The sequence below is a fragment of the Bradyrhizobium sp. SZCCHNS3016 genome (genome assembly GCF_032484535.1).
Lineage (GTDB): Bacteria > Pseudomonadota > Alphaproteobacteria > Rhizobiales > Xanthobacteraceae > Bradyrhizobium.
This window is the reverse complement of record NZ_JAUETE010000001.1, coordinates 752,485-767,134: the sequence shown is the minus strand read 5'-3', so window position 1 is coordinate 767,134 and position 14,650 is coordinate 752,485. Positions and strand designations below refer to the sequence as shown.

Sequence of the window (14,650 nt, the reverse complement as noted above, 5' to 3'; positions counted from 1 at the left end):
TCATTTCAGCCGATTGTGCACGGCCGATATCCGTACTCGAAAAGTGTGCACGGAAACCGGGTGCCTGTGGAACATTGTCGGCATGGTGGTGTTAAGCATCTCACCACCGCCGGACTGGCAATTGTTCCAGTCCCGTATTTGCCCGGATTGATTGTAGATTGCTTAGACGTTGACTTGCAGTGGAAATGTTGACAGGGGGGTTCCGTGATCCACCGAGGTGTCCAATATACGGTCGTGGCGACTGCTGAACCGGACATGTGGGAATGGCGGTACGAGTTCGGCGATCAGATCAAGACCGGACGCACCCAGACCAGACTCGCCGCGCTCGCGGCCCGGCGCGTGAAGTCGAAGATCGATGCGGCGCTCCGTGCGGCCCAAACGGGTTCCGTGTCCACGGTGAATGTCGCCGAACGGATCGAGATGGCGAAGGCCGCATCGCATGGCCTGACCTGACTTTCTCTCTCTCCGGCGGTCCGGCGCGCGCCGGACCGCTCATCGCCTGTTGAGACAGATCAAGGCATCGATGCCGGCATTTGTCATGTTCAGGCGATGGAAACTCTCATTTTTCGCTGCTCCCAGACGGGATCGAACGTTCAGATCGGCTTGGCCGCACCGGCTCTTGCCGACCAGTTCGATGCCTATGAGGCCGCCGCATGCCCAGCATGCGGCGGTACGCACCTCGTCAACAGGCTGAGCGGAAAGATGCTGAGCGACAGGGAGGGCTCGACATGTCCTACGTTGCGGAAGAGCTGACGATCACCGCCTCGACCGATGTGTCTCGCTCGGCCGATATGTCTTGGCTGCGCCGCGCCGGCGCGCTCCTGAAGGCAATCGTCAGCCGGATCGACCTGTCCCACTTTCCCAAATCATGCTGTAATTGACCTCGAGATTCATCGACGCGCCGCGCGTGCCTGCCAGGCGGAGCCGCCAAGATCGCTCCTCACCAGGGGCGAAACATTCCTTCGTGAGCCACCCGCCGTCACTCCGGCGAGGTATGCCACCACTCAACAGACAAAGATCAGGAGCTCCTTGATGCACGCCTCGGTGATGAGAGTTATGGCGATCGCGATCGCTGCTGCGGCATCGACACCGGCATGGGCCGCCGATCCGGATCACGGCGGAGATCTGGCCCGTCGCTGGTGCGCCTCATGCCACCTCATCGAAGGGACGCAGAAGCAGGCCAGCGCGGACGTTCCCTCCTTCGCTCAGATTGCTCAGAAAACGGATTTCACGCCAGAGAAGGTCGCGTTTTTCCTGCTCGACCCGCATCCGAAGATGCCGAGCTTTCCGCTCAACCGGCTGGAGGCGGCCGACATCGCCGCCTATATCGGCAGCCTGCGAAAATAGGGCTGGGCTCTTTCGCCCGTCTCGTCCGCCCGTGTCCATTCGGCGGCAGCGCTGCCGCCGAGTTCGTCCATGCAGACCGTCGCTCCCGCGACGGCGAGGCTCGCGCTTCAGCTCTTGGGCTCGGTCGCCTTGCTCGCGGCGGACATGATGCTCGACGTGATTGTCTTCATGTGCTCACCGGCGTTGGTGAACTGGCTGCGCAGGAACTCGGACTGAATCCGCATCGCCTCCTCGAGCTCGGTGGCGTGAACGAGCTTTCGAGCGTGTTCGAAAGCCGTCTTGATGTTCTGCTCGGTGAGAGTGAGCGCCTGCTTGGACATGTCGGCGGCAGGTCCGGGAACTGTGCCGATCGATTTTCCGGCTGCGTCGAAGAACATCTCGAACGCCTTTTCCGCCTGCGAGATGGTCTTTTCGGCCAGGTCCCGCAGTTCAGCGGGCACTTCCAGTTTGGTTTGGGTCATCGTTGCGTCCTCCACGACAGATCCAACTACCACATCCGACTCCCTGCGTCGCCGTACAAATGGACAGGGAAGAAAGCTGCCAGCGCCTGTCAGAGTGCGGCCATACGTTGGCGCGTAATCTGCAGCGCGTATTCGATCGAAGCGAGGTGACGATCATAGATCCGCCGCGCGCGCTCGGTCGGTAACGAGGCCTGAGAGCTCTCGCGCATGCTGCAGGGCGGATCTGCATCAAATTTTCAGCGTTATACACGTGGCTTTTTACGGAAGCCTTTGAGCGATCGCATAAGGCATGGCCGCTCTGGCCTCAACGCGAACGGCGAGACTAACCCGAAAGCAAAGGAAAAGGCGTCGACCCCGGCGAATCTCGTCAACCCCGGTTGCGGCAAGCGCCGCTCAGCCCGAGAAGCGGCGCCGATACTCCGATGGCGACACACCGAGATGCCGCAGGAACGCCCGCCGCATGCGCTCGTCGTCGCCAAAGCCCGCCCGTTTGGCGACTTCGACCACGTTTTCGACCTGGCGGCTTTCGAGTAGGAGGCGCGCCGTCTCGACCCTGAGCGCCTCGACTCCTTGTGCCGGGGTCATCCCGGTGCGGCTGACATAGGTGCGGGCAAAGGTGCGCGGCGTCATGCCGGCTCGCGCGGCCAGCGCCTCGACGCGCAGGTCGCTGGCGATGTTCTCGATGATCCAGGCATGCAGCGCACTGAACCGACCCTCGACGTCGGACGCCTGCGCCGCCAAGACGGTCGAAAACTGACTCTGGCCGCCAGGACGCTTCAGGAAGACGACGAGCCGGCGCGCCACGTCGAGCGCGATCGTATGACCGAAATCCTCCTCGATCATCGCCAGCGCCAGATCGATGCCGGCGCTCACGCCTGCGGATGACCAGACCCGGCCGTCCTGCACGAAGATCGCGTCGGGCTCGACCTTCACGTTCGGAAAACTGTCCTGCAGGCGGGGGCAGTAGCGCCAATGCGTCGCGGCCCGCCTGCCCTCCAGCGCGCCGACCCAGGCCAGCGCAAAGGCGCCGAGGCAGACGGATGCGATCCGCCGGGCGCCCGGGAGCACCTCCCCGATCCACCGCATCACCGTCTCGTCCTGCCGCAGCTTCCAGATGCCCGGCCCCCCGGGGATCAGCAGCGTGTCGACCTCCTCAGGCTTCACGGACGAGAGCGGCGCGGTGTCGATCATCAGGCCGACATCGGTCGGCACCAGTCCGCCCTCCTTGGACACGTAGCTGAGCGCATAGCTCGGCCCCGGCAGCTCGATCTCGCTGAGCTCGGCGAACACCTGCGCCGGGCCGGAAACGTCGAGCAGCGTCACTCCGGGAAAGGCAAAGATGGCGAGCCGCCTTTCGGCACCATCTCGACGCACCGCAGCACGCCGGGGAGAGTTGGCAGGATTCGAGGGCATATTGTCCTTTAAGCCATCGGAGGACCGCCTGTATAGCTCGACCTTGCAGTGCTGGAGTTCACGCGATGTCCCGCAACCTGGACGGCCGATACAAGACCATCGCCTCGCCCTGGGACGACTACACCGTCTACAGCTTTTCCGACGCGTCGGAGATCGAGCTGCCTGATCGGCAGCCGATCATGGATGCGATGAATTCGATCATTGCCATTAACTGGAAAGCAATCGAACCCCATTGGACCGCGGCCTCATCGCCGTTCAACAGCAAATACGGCCTCGTTCTAGTCTACGATCACATCGGACTGGTCGCGTTCTCGGTCTATCGCGTGATGACCATCGCGCAGCGGCTGGCCATTTATCGCAGTGGAACCGAAGTACTACCCGCACATCAGGGTCGTGGCCTGTATGGGTTCTTTACGTCGCAGATCCTCAAGCATCCTGGGTCGGCCACGCCCGGCGAAGAAATTCTGTACGGATGGCGTACGCGCAACCCGATCGTGTGGGCTGCCAACGCCAAGATCTGCGAGAGGGTCGCGCCGTCGCTGCTCGATGAGGCGGCGGATGCCGAGTTGCAGGCCGCCTGCGTCGAGATGTGCGCGACGATCTATCCGGGCAAGCCGCTCGAGGTGCCCCGCATGATCATGCGCGGCGCCTACGGACACATCCAGCACATCAGGCAAGACTATCACGGCAGGGCCTCGCTGGTCGAGACCGCGATGTCGCGGATCATCCCGGATTCCGCCGACGCCCTGTTCTCCGTCGGCTATGCGAGGGTGTGATGGCGGCGCTAGGACAACAAGCGGTCGCGTCCTCTCCGGTCCGGTTCTTCGATCGCGCCTATGTTGCGTGGGGAACGGTCGCGTTCGCCTACGCCGTAGCCTTCCTGCAGCGGATGTCGCCGCAGACCGTCGGCCTCGACTTCATGCGCGACTTCGGCACCGACGCCTCCGGCGTCGCGATGCTCGCCTCCAGCTACTTCTGGGGCTACACCTTGATGCAGATCCCCGCGGGCGTTCTGGTCGACCGCTACGGTGTGAAGCGCGTCGTCCTGTGCAGCATGACGGCGTCGGTGCTCGGCAGCGCCGCCTTCGCGCTGTCGCCTACCCTGTTCGACGTCTTCGTCGCACGCGTGGTCGTGGCGTGCGGCGACGCGCTGGTGTTCACGGCGCTGCTGAAGCTCGTCGCGCAGAACTTTTCCGACCAGCGTTTCGGCCTGATGTCCGGCATCTCCCAGGTGTCGGGCTATGTCGGCGGCGTCCTCGCCACGACCCCGCTCGCCGCTGCGGTCAGCGGCTTCGGCTGGCGCGCCTGTTTTCTCTTCATCGCCTGCGTCGGCGTCGCGAACTTTGCCTGCGCGTCCGCGACCTTGAAATCCGCACCTGCGAACTACACCAGCCGGACGCTGAAGAGCGTCCTGGTCACAAGCTGGCATGCGCTCGGATCGGCCGCGACCTGGGGCTGCGCCATGAGCTTCGCTGCGCATTTCGCGGTCGTGACCACGCTCGCCGGGGTGTGGGGCATCCCGATGGTCGCGCATTATTTCGGCATCTCGCCGTCAGCGGCCGGCGGCCCTCTGCTCGCCTTCATGGTCGGCAACGCCATCGGATCGATCTTTCTCGGCCATGCCGCCGACCGGATGCAGTCGCTCAATGCAGCCCTGATTTCCATCACCCTGCTGCGCATGCTGCTCGTCGTGATGCTGTGGCCGGCACTGGCGCACAGCTTCGGCTTCTTCTATGTCGGCGCGGTGTTCGCCGTGCTCGGTCTGGTGGCCGGGGGCACCGTGCCGCTGATCCTGAAAAGCACCAAGCATCTCTACACGGCGGAGCGCATCGGCGTCGGCGCATCGATCAATACGACAGCCGCCGGCATTTTTGCCGGGCTGGCTCAGCCGGCGATCGCCTTTGCCATGGTGACTGCAAGCGGCCTCGACCCCGACATCGGATCAAGCCTGCGCAGTGCCGCCAGCGATTCCGGCTACGCAGCCCTGATCGAGATTCTTCTCCTGATGTCGCTTCCTGGACTCCTTGGGCCGCTGATGATGAGGCGCGAATTGATACTTCGTACTTAAGCATAAGAACAGAGAGGGTCAGTATGTCGCGTTTGTATTTGAGAAGGGACGAAGTCCGATCCGGCCATCAGGCCGGCACCTGGCAGAGCGTCCTGTTTTCGGAATTCGAGGCTCAGATGAGCAGCGAAGCAAGACCCTTTCCGTGCGTATTCGGCGTCGCGGGCTATCGTCACGATCAGCTTCGTTATCTGTTTCTCGACCCCATCGACATCGACGTGCTCGGCCAGCAGCTCGCCCTGTTCGTCTCGGAGAGCCGCTCGCACGGGCCCAACACCTCGCTGGTGCTGTTCACGCGCCCGCGCCCGGTCCAGACCATCGACTCCTACTACAAGAAATTCTGGCACATCCTCGATCAGCTGGCGCGCATCGACAGCCAGCCGTGGCCCGCCGAAATTCCCGAGACCGTCGATCATCCGATGTGGGAGTTCTCGTTCGCCGGGGAGCCGATCTTCGTCGTCTGCAGCACGCCCGCACATGTGATGCGGCAAAGCCGCCGATCGAGCGCATTCATGCTGACCTTCCAGCCGCGCTGGGTGTTCGAACGGATGCTCGGCACGGACGAGGCGGCGGCCAAGGCCTTCGGCGAGGTGCGCAAACGGCTGGTCCCGTTCGACACGACGGCGCCTTCGCCCCAGCTCGGACGCTACGGCAATCCGGAGGGCCGGGAGTTCAAACAGTACTTCCTCTACGACGACAACCAGCCGCCGCCGGCCTGTCCCTTCCACAAGCTGGCGCAGACCAAGCCATCGTCCATCGCAGACAAGGAGCAGGCTGCATGACCCAGATCATCGCAGGAACCAAGACCAGCTTCGCGATCGATCCCGACATCCTGGCCCTGTTGCCGGCGCAGGGCTGCATCGAGCTGCAGCACGATGCAGCCGGCAAGGTTCACGCCTTCCATACCCACCCCGTCGACGAAATCCTCGTCGTGATCAAGGGACGGCTCACGTTTCGTTGGGGAGGCGGCGAGCGCATCTGTACCGCCGGCGACAAGATCCTGTTGCCGGCCGGGACGCTGCACGAATCGGAAGCGCTGGATGATGCAATCTATGCGATCGCTACGCGACCACCCGCAACCATTGCGTGCAATCGGGAGGGATGAGGTCAGGACAGGGGGCGGTCGGTCTCCGAAAGGGAGTCTGCGGTCAACCGCTCGACTCTCTCGATCACCTCGATGCGCTGGCCCGGAGCCAGCTTCAGGAACGCCTTCAGCAGACGAAGGCTTTCCACGGCTTCGCTCGATGGGGCTCCGAGCTTCGTGTGCAGCTCCGCGATGAATGTTGAATTCTTCATCTCGCACCTTTGGCAGGAAACGGTAATGCCAGTCCTTAGCAAACGTGAAGGCCTTGCACGCAAGGTAGATACTGCAGCAATCGAGGCTGAAAGTCTCGGTCTGACGACTGCGACCCTGATCCTCAGGATGGCCCGCCTGGAAATCGACCGTGCGGAACCCGATGAGGTTGAAAGTATGCCAGGGAACAACTCTCGCAGCAAGCCGAACTGACCGGTGGGTTGATTTCGGCGTCACAATTTGGATCTTCTGGCAGTTTCTGGCTGACGATACCAGTGGAAACGGTCGTTTACCGAACAATGCGAGGGGATTACGGCAGCGGTAAGCTTGTCCTCCACATTAGAGGTCTTCTATAGTTTGCTTTGGGGGAAGAATGGTTGCGGATCCCGCTCGGGCTCCGTGCCCACTCCCGCCACACAGCGGCTGCAGGAAGACCATGCGCACTTATTATTTCGATATGAAGGATGGCATTCCGACCAGAGACCGGACCGGCCTGGAATTTGCGACGAGTGCGGGGGCGATCGAGCACAGCCGGGATTTGGCCCGGCGACTCCGGCACGACCCGCGCATCACCGACCGCAGGCTGTCCATCGTCGTCGTCGACGAATCTGGCGCGGAGGTTCACCGTGAGCCGGTTTATCCGGCTGCAGTGAAGGCCAGCCTGTCCTGATTTTTTCATAGGCGTGCCAGCAGAGACTGCGCGCTGACTATTTTTTCTACTTTTCGTAGAGTAAACGAAAAGCCGAGCAACCCTTGAGTGTGCACGTTGGGCGCGCGATCAGGCCGCTTCGGCATCAAGAGCGCCCTGAGTGTCAGCCCCCCCGCCGCTCCGCTCGACCGGCTCTTCCCCTCCCCCGGCCGCCAACGAACGCCACCGCTGCGCCACCGACGGCCTATTGCTGCTTCTCCCAGAACGAGAGCAGGCCCTGCGAGGCCGAGCCGCCGATCACGCAGGGGATGCCGACGGCGACCTGCCCCAGCGCCGCAGCCGAGACGCAGCCGAGCGCAAGGGCGCCGACGCCGAGCTGTCCCCAGAAATCCATGTTGCGCCGGGCGTCAGAGCCCTTGGTCTTCAGCTCCTCGACCGCGGCGACGGCATCCTTGCGGACGGCGCCGAGCTGCACCGTATCGGCGGCCTCAACCACCTCCCTGAGCGGCTCCTTGACCGGTCCCGACTGCCGCGCCAGCTCCTCCCGGAGATAGTCGCGCAGGCTGGCATCGCGCACCGAGTAGCTGGCAAGCGTATAGCGCGCCATGCTACCGATGGTCAGCTTGTCGACCGTGTCGCGGCTCTTCGACCATGGCAGCATCTGCACGATGCGCTGGATCGGTACGCGCGAGCCGGTCGCGAAGTAATAACCCCAGAGGATGTCGAGCAGATCCTGGTGGGTCGCGTAGCTGAGCCGAGTGTCGAGCTTGCGCTCCTCCTTCTTGAACGGATTCTGCGTCAATGCGCCACGCAGCTTGTCCATCACGCCAGGCTTCGTTTCCTCCAATGGGATGTCCATCAAGGTCGGCTGTGCGCCGCTGAGATAGCCGTCGATCATCACGCGGCGGCCCGGCATCTTCGGCGCGACCCTGCGCATGAGATTGCGCCAATCCGGCAGACCTGAATAAGCGATGGCCCGCACGACCACCCACTCCTCCTCGGGAGGCACGGGAAAGAAGCTGTTGACCAGTTGCTCCGCCTTGGCCGGATTGGAGCCGATCGCCCCCGCAATGAAGCCGAGATAGATGCCCGCGTTCTCCGGCTCCTTGAACGTCTGCGAGTGAAACAGCACCCGCACCGCCGCCGGCACATGGGCGTAGTCGGGTTTGGTGCGATAGTTGTAGATCCAATTCTGGACGACACCGAGCGACGCGCGTGGGTCGATCTCTGGGACGACCGCCGCAGCAAGGGCTGATTGAACGAAGGTGCAAGCGATGAGGGCCAAGGCGATCGCGCGCATGGTCTGCTCCCGACAAACGTTCGCCGCATCAGCATCTGCTGGCGCGTACGGATGAGGACGATGCTGCACGCCGTTTGAATCGACTCTGCGTCGATTCTGCGGCCGCGCTCGATTCCCTGCCGGTCACCCTTCGCAGGCGTGATCGCAGGCCCCCAAGTCTCCACGGCCCCGACATGATTTGGCCGCCCACCGGCTCTTGCATCCCGACATTACGAGCAGGCAGATGCGCGCATGTTGACCGCCCGAGACAGCCGTCACCGCGGTGACAGCAGATCGCGACACGTCGCATTGATTGTTGCGACGCTGTTGGTGATGACGTCCGCGCCGCCGGCCGTGGCGGCCGAAGCCCTTGCAGTACAGGGCAATCGGCGCGTCGATGCCGACACCGTGCGATCATATTTCCACACTGACGCCAACGGGCGCTACGACGCCGCCGCGCTCGACGCCGGCTTGAAGGCGCTGGTTGCGAGCGGACTGTTCGACGACGTGAAGATCAGCCGCGCCGACGGACGGACCGTGGTCCGCGTCTCGGAAGCAAAAGTGCTCGATCGCGTCGCCTTCGAAGGTAACAAGAAGGTGAAGGATGCGGAGCTCACGGGCGCGGTGCTATCAAAGCCGCGAGCCGGCCTGCAGCGCGCAACCGTCCAGGGCGACGTCGCCCGCATCATCCAGACGTACCATCGCGCTGGACGCGACGACATCCGCGTCGTCCCGGAGATCATCGATCGCGGCAACGACCGCGTCGATCTCGTCTTCACCATCACCGAAGGCAAGAAGACGCCGGTCAGGGCGATCAACTTCACAGGCAATCGCGCCTATGGCGCCCGACAATTGCACGCGGTGATCAAGACCTCGGCCACCAACGTGCTGAGCTTCGTGACCGGCGGCAACGTCTACGACGCAGATCGCGTCAACGAGGACCGCGAGCTGCTGCGACAATATTATCGTAACCACGGCTACGCCGATGCCGAGGTTTCCAATGTGAGCGTCGACTATGACGCGGCAAATAGCGGCTACAACCTCACCTTTGCGATCGAGGAAGGCGGACTCTATAAATTCGCCGCAGTCGACGTCTCCTGCAACGTGCAGGGGCTGGCGTGCGACCGCCTGCGCACATCCTTGCTGGTGCAGCAGGGCGACACGTTCGACCAGAGCAAGATCGACAAGATCTCGGACGTCCTGGCGACTGAACTTGGCAAGCTCGGCTTTCCGTTTGCGCAGGTCGAGCCCAGGATCAATCGGCATGCGCAGGATCGGCTGGCCGACGTCACCTTCCAGATCGAGCAGGGACGACGCAGCTATGTCGAGCGCATCGAGATCCACGGCAACACGCGCACGCACGACGACGTGATCCGGCGCGAGTTCGACGTCAGCGAAGGCGACGCCTACAACAGGACGCTGATCGACCGCGCCGAACGTCGCCTGCGCAACCTCAACTACTTCAAGACCGTCAAGATCTCGACGCGGCCGGGCTCGGCCAGGGATCGCGTGGTGCTGGATGTCGAGGCAGTCGATCAGGCGACCGGCGACTTCAACGTCTCGGGCGGCTATTCGTCCACGGACGGATTGCTCGCCGAGGTGAAGATCGGTGACCGCAACGTGCTCGGCACCGGCAACACTGCGCAGGCCACCTTCACCTACGGCCAGTTCGCGCGCGGCGCCAGCCTGTCCTTCACCTCGCCCTACGCCCTCGGTCGAACGACACCTGGCATGGAGCTGTTTGCGCGACAGAGCATGGTCAGCACGTTCCAATCGTTCGGCAGCAATACCTATGGCGGTGCCCTCACCCTGGGCATGCCGGTCAGCGAGCAGACCGCCATGCTGTGGCGCTATTCGCTCTACGACCAAAGGGTGGTGCTCGCGCCGGGGATCTCGCCGGCGGCGGTGTCCCTGCCGGTCCGTCAAGCGGTCGCGGCCGGACGGCAGACGGTGTCCTCGCTCGGCAATACCGTCACCTACAGCACCCTCGACAACAACAAGGTGCCGACCAGCGGCATTCGCTCACAGTTGACGCAGGATCTCGCCGGTCTCGGCGGCGACGTTCGCTTCTTACGGACCACGGGCGACGTCCGATATTATCGGTCGATCAACAGCGACCTGACCGGCATGGTGCGCGCGCAAGGCGGCTATATCACCGGATGGGGCGGCCAGCAGGCGCCGCTGCTCAACAGCTTCTTCGGCGGTCCCACCATGGTGCGCGGCTTCGCGCCGGGCGGCTTTGGGCCGCGCGATCTGACGCCTGGATCGACGATGGACAATATCGGCGGCAGCCTGTTTTGGGCGACCACAGCGGAGCTGCAGGGCAACATTCCTGGATTGCCGCAGGAATACGGCCTGCGTGCATCGGCCTTCGTCGACGCAGGAACCGTGTTCGGCTATCGCGGCCCGACCCAGAATGTCCAGGTAGCGAACAGGAACGTGCTGCGCTCCTCGGTCGGCGTCGGCATGACCTGGGCATCGCCGTTCGGACCGCTCACGGTCGACTATGCGGTCCCGATCAGCAAGGCGGCGTACGACGTCGTGCAGCCGCTCCGTTTCAGCGCCGGCGGCTTCTGAGCCGACACCGCAACATGGACGGAGCGCCGCGTCACGTCAGTACGGTCAGTACGGACTGTAGTAGTAACCGGGCGGGCCGTAATACGGACGAACATAATATGGCCGCGGCGCGTAGTACACCCGCGGCGGCCCGTAATATCCGGGATAATAGCCGGGCCCATAGTAATAGTAGTCGTCGTGCTGATGCGCGGCGATTGCGCCGATGGTGCCAATCATTGCACCCATGATGGCCAAGCCGGCGGCTGGATTGCCCCTGTAGACGCGGCGATAGCGCCGACGAGCGCTGAGATCGGTCAAATCGCCGGATGTCGCCGTCGCGACCGCCGACTTGTTGGCCGGACCCGCCGCCCCCGCATGGGCTGGCGCCGGCGCGCTCGCCGCCGCGGCGATGGCCGCGACGGCCGCAATCGCGATTTTTCCACCGGCCGAAGGAGATCGATATTTCCCGCTGAACATGGCATCACCCTTCACTTCACTCGTTCCCAGATACAACATGCCCGGGCGTGCAGCTTGACCTGTGTCAACTCAGGACCAACCCGGCCATCAGGCGGCACGTACGCATCCCGCAATCGCGCTTAGACGCGACGTCACGCCCCCTGGTTCAACCCACCGCCGCATCGATTTCTGCGAACCGATGGCCGCCCGTCGGGAACCAATGGCTGCACACCGACGCCGTCCATCATGCCATCGGCAACAGGAGTCCTCATGCCTTCCAGACTGACACGCCCGATCTTCATCGCCGTCGCCACACTGTCGCTCGCTGCCTCGATGGCGAAGGCCGGCGACAGCGCGACCTCGCTGTTCAAGGTGGTGACCGTCAAGGACGAGATCGTCATCGGTCTCAATAGCGACGAGTTGGCGACGATCGGCGGCAGCGATGCCAGCGCCGTTGCGCGCGCACTGGCGCAGAAAGGCGACCTCGCGGCTTGGCAGTACAACGTTCATCGCGGCCCGAACGGCGAGCTGCAGATGACGCCTTCGGCCAAGATCGGTTTGCTGTCGCATGCCTCGCTGCGCGTCGAGCCCTACAGCACCACTTATGTCGTGACGCCGCATCCCTGAGGGAAAACGATTGTCCGACCGGCGCTCGTACCCGTCGACGACGGTACGAGCGCCGGTCGTGCCGGCCGTTAGCTCTCGCCCCGACGGCCCGATCGCACGGCCCCATCGCATTTCCTGGCGATCCTGTCGGTGGAAAACCCGTAGACCACGGCCAGCCGGTCCAGGCACTCCTTGAAGCGCCGGGCGAAATAATCATTCCAGCGCTGGCTGGCGAGCCCCCGCTTGTGTCCGACCTGCTCCATGGTCAGGCCGTGCACCAGGACGTCATGGGTGATCGCCGCCCCGTCGGCGCCGAGCTCGCGCTCGGCGCGGTTGAGCCGCAGCACCGCCTGCCTCTGGCCTTCGGTGACCGGCTCGCGCCCACGGGCGCCGTCGACGTGCTCGCGCGAGGGATCGATCGCCTGCGGACCCCGCTCGGCCCGCTCCCAATCATTCTGGAACGCCCGTCCGGCCCGGTATTGGGCGTCATCCAGCTGCTTATGCGCGTGCAGCCGGCCGAGCGGGTCGCTGCGGACCGATCGCAACGCGACGATCTTTTCGCCGGGCTCGAGCGCCAGCGGATCGTCGATCTCTACGGGAATCACGTCTGCATTTCGCGGCAGGTCGTGAGCTCTCCGGTCGTGGGTCTTGGACATGCGATGGGGCTTGCTGCGTCTGGGGCGCGCCATGTCTCGTCTCCGGAAAATGGATGGGGTCGGTTCGGGTCGGGTTTGCCGCGCTCTACGCGGCGGCGACCAGCCGCAGGATCAAAGGGCCGGCGGAGCGCACGGCGGACTCATCGGGCGGAAGCCGCGTGAGATGGTAATGCGGCGTGCAGTAGCAGGAGCCGGGCTGGCGCGGATGACCGCAGAAAGTGATGGGATCGTCGTCCCGGTCGCCTCCATAGGGGTAGCGGCAATCGTTGCGTTCGAGCTGGTCGAGGGACAGCAGGCGCGGGCTGAGGCCGACGCAGCGCAGCCTGACCGGCGCGGCAGGCTTCGGCGGGGACGGCATCGACCACGGCGCCGCGTCCGGGCCTCGCCGCCGGGTTCGGGTCGCTGCGGACATCGGCCGGGGCTCGGATCGAGCGGCTTTCGGCCCGCCCGGCGCCACCAGCCCGATCCGCTTGCCGCGGCCAAGCGTCGCGTTCCGCGTATAGGCGGTTCCGAACTGCGCATTGAGGGCGCGCGCGATCTCGGCATAGGACCGCCCCTGGGCATGAAGCTCGCACAGCATTTTGGAATGTTGGTCTGGCCAATCGGTGGATTGCATTCTCGCCTCTTCCTTCTGGGTCGGGGCCGCCGGACCCGCCGGCTCACCCGACGGCCAAATCTTCCGATATTCCGAACAAAAAGTCAAGCTTGAGTTCTGATTATTCGAAACATATAATCCCTTCCGAGATTCGCAAAAGAGGTCAAAGCCATGTTGGACGTCGCCATGATCGAGCGTGCACTCGAGAAGCCAGGAAAGACGAAAGGAGGGTTGGCCCGCGCCATGGGCGTGCGGCCGGGCGCGGTCTCCGAGATCCTCGGCGGCCAGCGCCTGATCAAGGCAGCCGAGATTCCGCTCATTACAGAGTATCTCGAGCTCAATTCCGTCCCCGTCATGGGGCGCGTCGGCGCCGGCTCGGTGATCGAGCCGGATTACGAGCAGGTGCCGGTCGAGGGCCTCGGCGAGGTCGCCCTGCCCTTCCCGATCTCCGAGGAGACCATCGCCTTCGAGGTCTCCGGTGATTCGATGCTGCCGAAATACGAGAATGGCGACGTGATCGTCGTCTACCGCGAGCAGCGCCACCCGCTGTCCAGCTTCTACGGCGAGGAGGCGGTGGTGCGCCTCAAGTCCGGCGAGCGCTACCTGAAGACGATCGAGCGCGGCAAATCGCCGTCCGTGGTCAATCTGAAGAGCTTCAACGCCAAGCCGATCGTCGGCGTCAAGCTGGATTGGATCGGCGAGATCTTCGTCACCCTGCCGCGCGGCCAGATCTCGCGGATCCGCGCCAAGGCGGCCGCCAAGTCGCGCGCCCGCGCGGCGAACAAGTAAGACTCGAGACCGGATGCGGGGGACGCCGAGGCGCTCCCCCCTGCATCCCCCCTCCAGGCCCCCTCCAGGGAAGGGTGGGCACCGCGCCTGTTGCGCCGTCGTGATCAACAATTCTGAGCGACATATGGGGATGTGCGTCCATAGCCTCGCGGCGCCCCAGGCGTCCGAGTGATACAGTGGTCTCACCCTCTTCAAACGAGAGGGGGCAGGGAAGGCCGGACCTCGACTAAGGCCCGTGGCCCGCCTGCTTAAAAAATGCAGGCGGCAGGTACCACAGGTCCAGCCGGAACGATCCGGCCCTCCCTGCGCGATGGTTTTCACGGCTGCTTCGCGTTCTCCCCGGTGCGCCGGGCTTGTTGGTCACCGTCACCCACGCGGCGCTGTCAGCGCCGGCGCAGGCTTGATACCGGCATCGGAGTATCAGGACCACGCGACTTGACCGTACGAGCCGGTGTTGTTCGTCGGCGCGAATGACCACGCTGCA

The 14,650-nt window shown here is 64.0% G+C and carries 19 protein-coding genes; 12 read left to right on the top strand and 7 right to left on the bottom strand.

The features are described from left to right. Window positions 1–204: 204 nt before the first annotated feature. The 3 genes from QW881_RS03730 (at window position 205) to QW881_RS03720 (ending at window position 1,347) form a co-directional block, all read left to right on the top strand. Window positions 205–453 (top strand): hypothetical protein, encoded by a 249-nt coding sequence (locus tag QW881_RS03730; RefSeq protein WP_315739099.1) that lies wholly within the window; start codon window positions 205–207, stop codon window positions 451–453. 275 nt (window positions 454–728) lie between these two features. Further along, the gene (locus QW881_RS03725) at window positions 729–881 is read left to right on the top strand and encodes a hypothetical protein (protein WP_315739100.1); all 153 of its coding nucleotides are present in this window, start codon (window positions 729–731) and stop codon (window positions 879–881) included. Window positions 882–1,032: 151 nt separating this feature from the next. Further along, a complete protein-coding gene (locus tag QW881_RS03720; RefSeq protein WP_316158011.1) occupies window positions 1,033–1,347 on the top strand; it encodes a c-type cytochrome in 315 nt (104 codons plus the stop codon). A 107-nt stretch (window positions 1,348–1,454) separates the two neighbouring features. Here QW881_RS03720 and QW881_RS03715 read toward each other — a convergent pair whose 3' ends face one another. Then, window positions 1,455–1,808 (bottom strand): phasin, encoded by a 354-nt coding sequence (locus QW881_RS03715; RefSeq protein ID WP_315739142.1) that lies wholly within the window; start codon window positions 1,806–1,808, stop codon window positions 1,455–1,457. Window positions 1,809–2,201: 393 nt separating this feature from the next. After that, complete coding sequence (locus QW881_RS03710; protein ID WP_316158012.1) at window positions 2,202–3,221, bottom strand: GlxA family transcriptional regulator; 1,020 nt, start codon at window positions 3,219–3,221, stop codon at window positions 2,202–2,204. A 65-nt stretch (window positions 3,222–3,286) separates the two neighbouring features. Here QW881_RS03710 and QW881_RS03705 point away from each other — a divergent pair, with 65 nt between their 5' ends. The 4 genes from QW881_RS03705 to QW881_RS03690 all read left to right on the top strand — a co-directional run bounded on the left by QW881_RS03705 (window position 3,287) and on the right by QW881_RS03690 (window position 6,391). Further along, window positions 3,287–3,997: a hypothetical protein gene (locus QW881_RS03705; protein ID WP_315739103.1), complete on the top strand. Its 711-nt coding sequence runs from the start codon at window positions 3,287–3,289 to the stop codon at window positions 3,995–3,997. After that, window positions 3,997–5,289, top strand: coding sequence for an MFS transporter (locus tag QW881_RS03700; RefSeq protein WP_316158013.1), 1,293 nt, complete (start codon window positions 3,997–3,999; stop codon window positions 5,287–5,289). Before QW881_RS03705 ends, QW881_RS03700 begins: the two co-directional genes overlap by 1 nt. A gap of 116 nt (window positions 5,290–5,405) precedes the next feature. Then, on the top strand, window positions 5,406–6,068 hold the full coding sequence (locus tag QW881_RS03695; protein WP_316158014.1) for a YqcI/YcgG family protein: 663 nt from the start codon (window positions 5,406–5,408) through the stop codon (window positions 6,066–6,068). Then, the gene (locus QW881_RS03690; protein WP_316158015.1) at window positions 6,065–6,391 is read left to right on the top strand and encodes a cupin domain-containing protein; all 327 of its coding nucleotides are present in this window, start codon (window positions 6,065–6,067) and stop codon (window positions 6,389–6,391) included. The genes QW881_RS03695 and QW881_RS03690 overlap by 4 nt, the downstream gene beginning before the upstream one ends. 2 nt (window positions 6,392–6,393) lie before the next feature. On the opposite strand, the gene QW881_RS03685 is transcribed toward QW881_RS03690, so the two are convergent. Beyond that, complete coding sequence (locus QW881_RS03685; protein WP_316158016.1) at window positions 6,394–6,582, bottom strand: hypothetical protein; 189 nt, start codon at window positions 6,580–6,582, stop codon at window positions 6,394–6,396. Between QW881_RS03685 and QW881_RS03680 the strand changes: the two genes are divergently transcribed. Further along, window positions 6,563–6,793: a hypothetical protein gene (locus QW881_RS03680; protein WP_315739109.1), complete on the top strand. Its 231-nt coding sequence runs from the start codon at window positions 6,563–6,565 to the stop codon at window positions 6,791–6,793. The two genes, QW881_RS03685 and QW881_RS03680, sit on opposite strands and share 20 nt — an antisense overlap. A 223-nt stretch (window positions 6,794–7,016) precedes the next feature. Continuing rightward, on the top strand, window positions 7,017–7,250 hold the full coding sequence (locus QW881_RS03675) for a DUF6894 family protein (RefSeq protein WP_315712992.1): 234 nt from the start codon (window positions 7,017–7,019) through the stop codon (window positions 7,248–7,250). Window positions 7,251–7,473: 223 nt separating this feature from the next. On the opposite strand, the gene QW881_RS03670 is transcribed toward QW881_RS03675, so the two are convergent. Beyond that, complete coding sequence (locus QW881_RS03670; RefSeq protein WP_315803617.1) at window positions 7,474–8,529, bottom strand: hypothetical protein; 1,056 nt, start codon at window positions 8,527–8,529, stop codon at window positions 7,474–7,476. Between the two features lie 312 nt (window positions 8,530–8,841). Between QW881_RS03670 and bamA the strand changes: the two genes are divergently transcribed. Continuing rightward, window positions 8,842–11,085 carry an outer membrane protein assembly factor BamA gene (bamA, locus tag QW881_RS03665; protein ID WP_409998987.1) on the top strand — a complete coding sequence of 748 codons (2,244 nt, stop codon included), beginning with the start codon at window positions 8,842–8,844 and terminating at the stop codon, window positions 11,083–11,085. A gap of 45 nt (window positions 11,086–11,130) precedes the next feature. On the opposite strand, the gene QW881_RS03660 is transcribed toward bamA, so the two are convergent. Next, window positions 11,131–11,541 carry a hypothetical protein gene (locus QW881_RS03660; protein WP_315756168.1) on the bottom strand — a complete coding sequence of 137 codons (411 nt, stop codon included), beginning with the start codon at window positions 11,539–11,541 and terminating at the stop codon, window positions 11,131–11,133. Between the two features lie 249 nt (window positions 11,542–11,790). Between QW881_RS03660 and QW881_RS03655 the strand changes: the two genes are divergently transcribed. Beyond that, window positions 11,791–12,147: a hypothetical protein gene (locus QW881_RS03655; protein ID WP_315739114.1), complete on the top strand. Its 357-nt coding sequence runs from the start codon at window positions 11,791–11,793 to the stop codon at window positions 12,145–12,147. Between the two features lie 68 nt (window positions 12,148–12,215). Here QW881_RS03655 and QW881_RS03650 read toward each other — a convergent pair whose 3' ends face one another. Next, the gene (locus QW881_RS03650) at window positions 12,216–12,815 is read right to left on the bottom strand and encodes a DUF6456 domain-containing protein (protein ID WP_315756169.1); all 600 of its coding nucleotides are present in this window, start codon (window positions 12,813–12,815) and stop codon (window positions 12,216–12,218) included. 52 nt (window positions 12,816–12,867) lie between these two features. Beyond that, the gene (locus QW881_RS03645; RefSeq protein ID WP_315756170.1) at window positions 12,868–13,398 is read right to left on the bottom strand and encodes a GcrA family cell cycle regulator; all 531 of its coding nucleotides are present in this window, start codon (window positions 13,396–13,398) and stop codon (window positions 12,868–12,870) included. A 150-nt stretch (window positions 13,399–13,548) separates the two neighbouring features. Between QW881_RS03645 and QW881_RS03640 the strand changes: the two genes are divergently transcribed. Further along, complete coding sequence (locus tag QW881_RS03640; RefSeq protein WP_315739119.1) at window positions 13,549–14,166, top strand: helix-turn-helix transcriptional regulator; 618 nt, start codon at window positions 13,549–13,551, stop codon at window positions 14,164–14,166. Window positions 14,167–14,650: the final 484 nt, after the last annotated feature.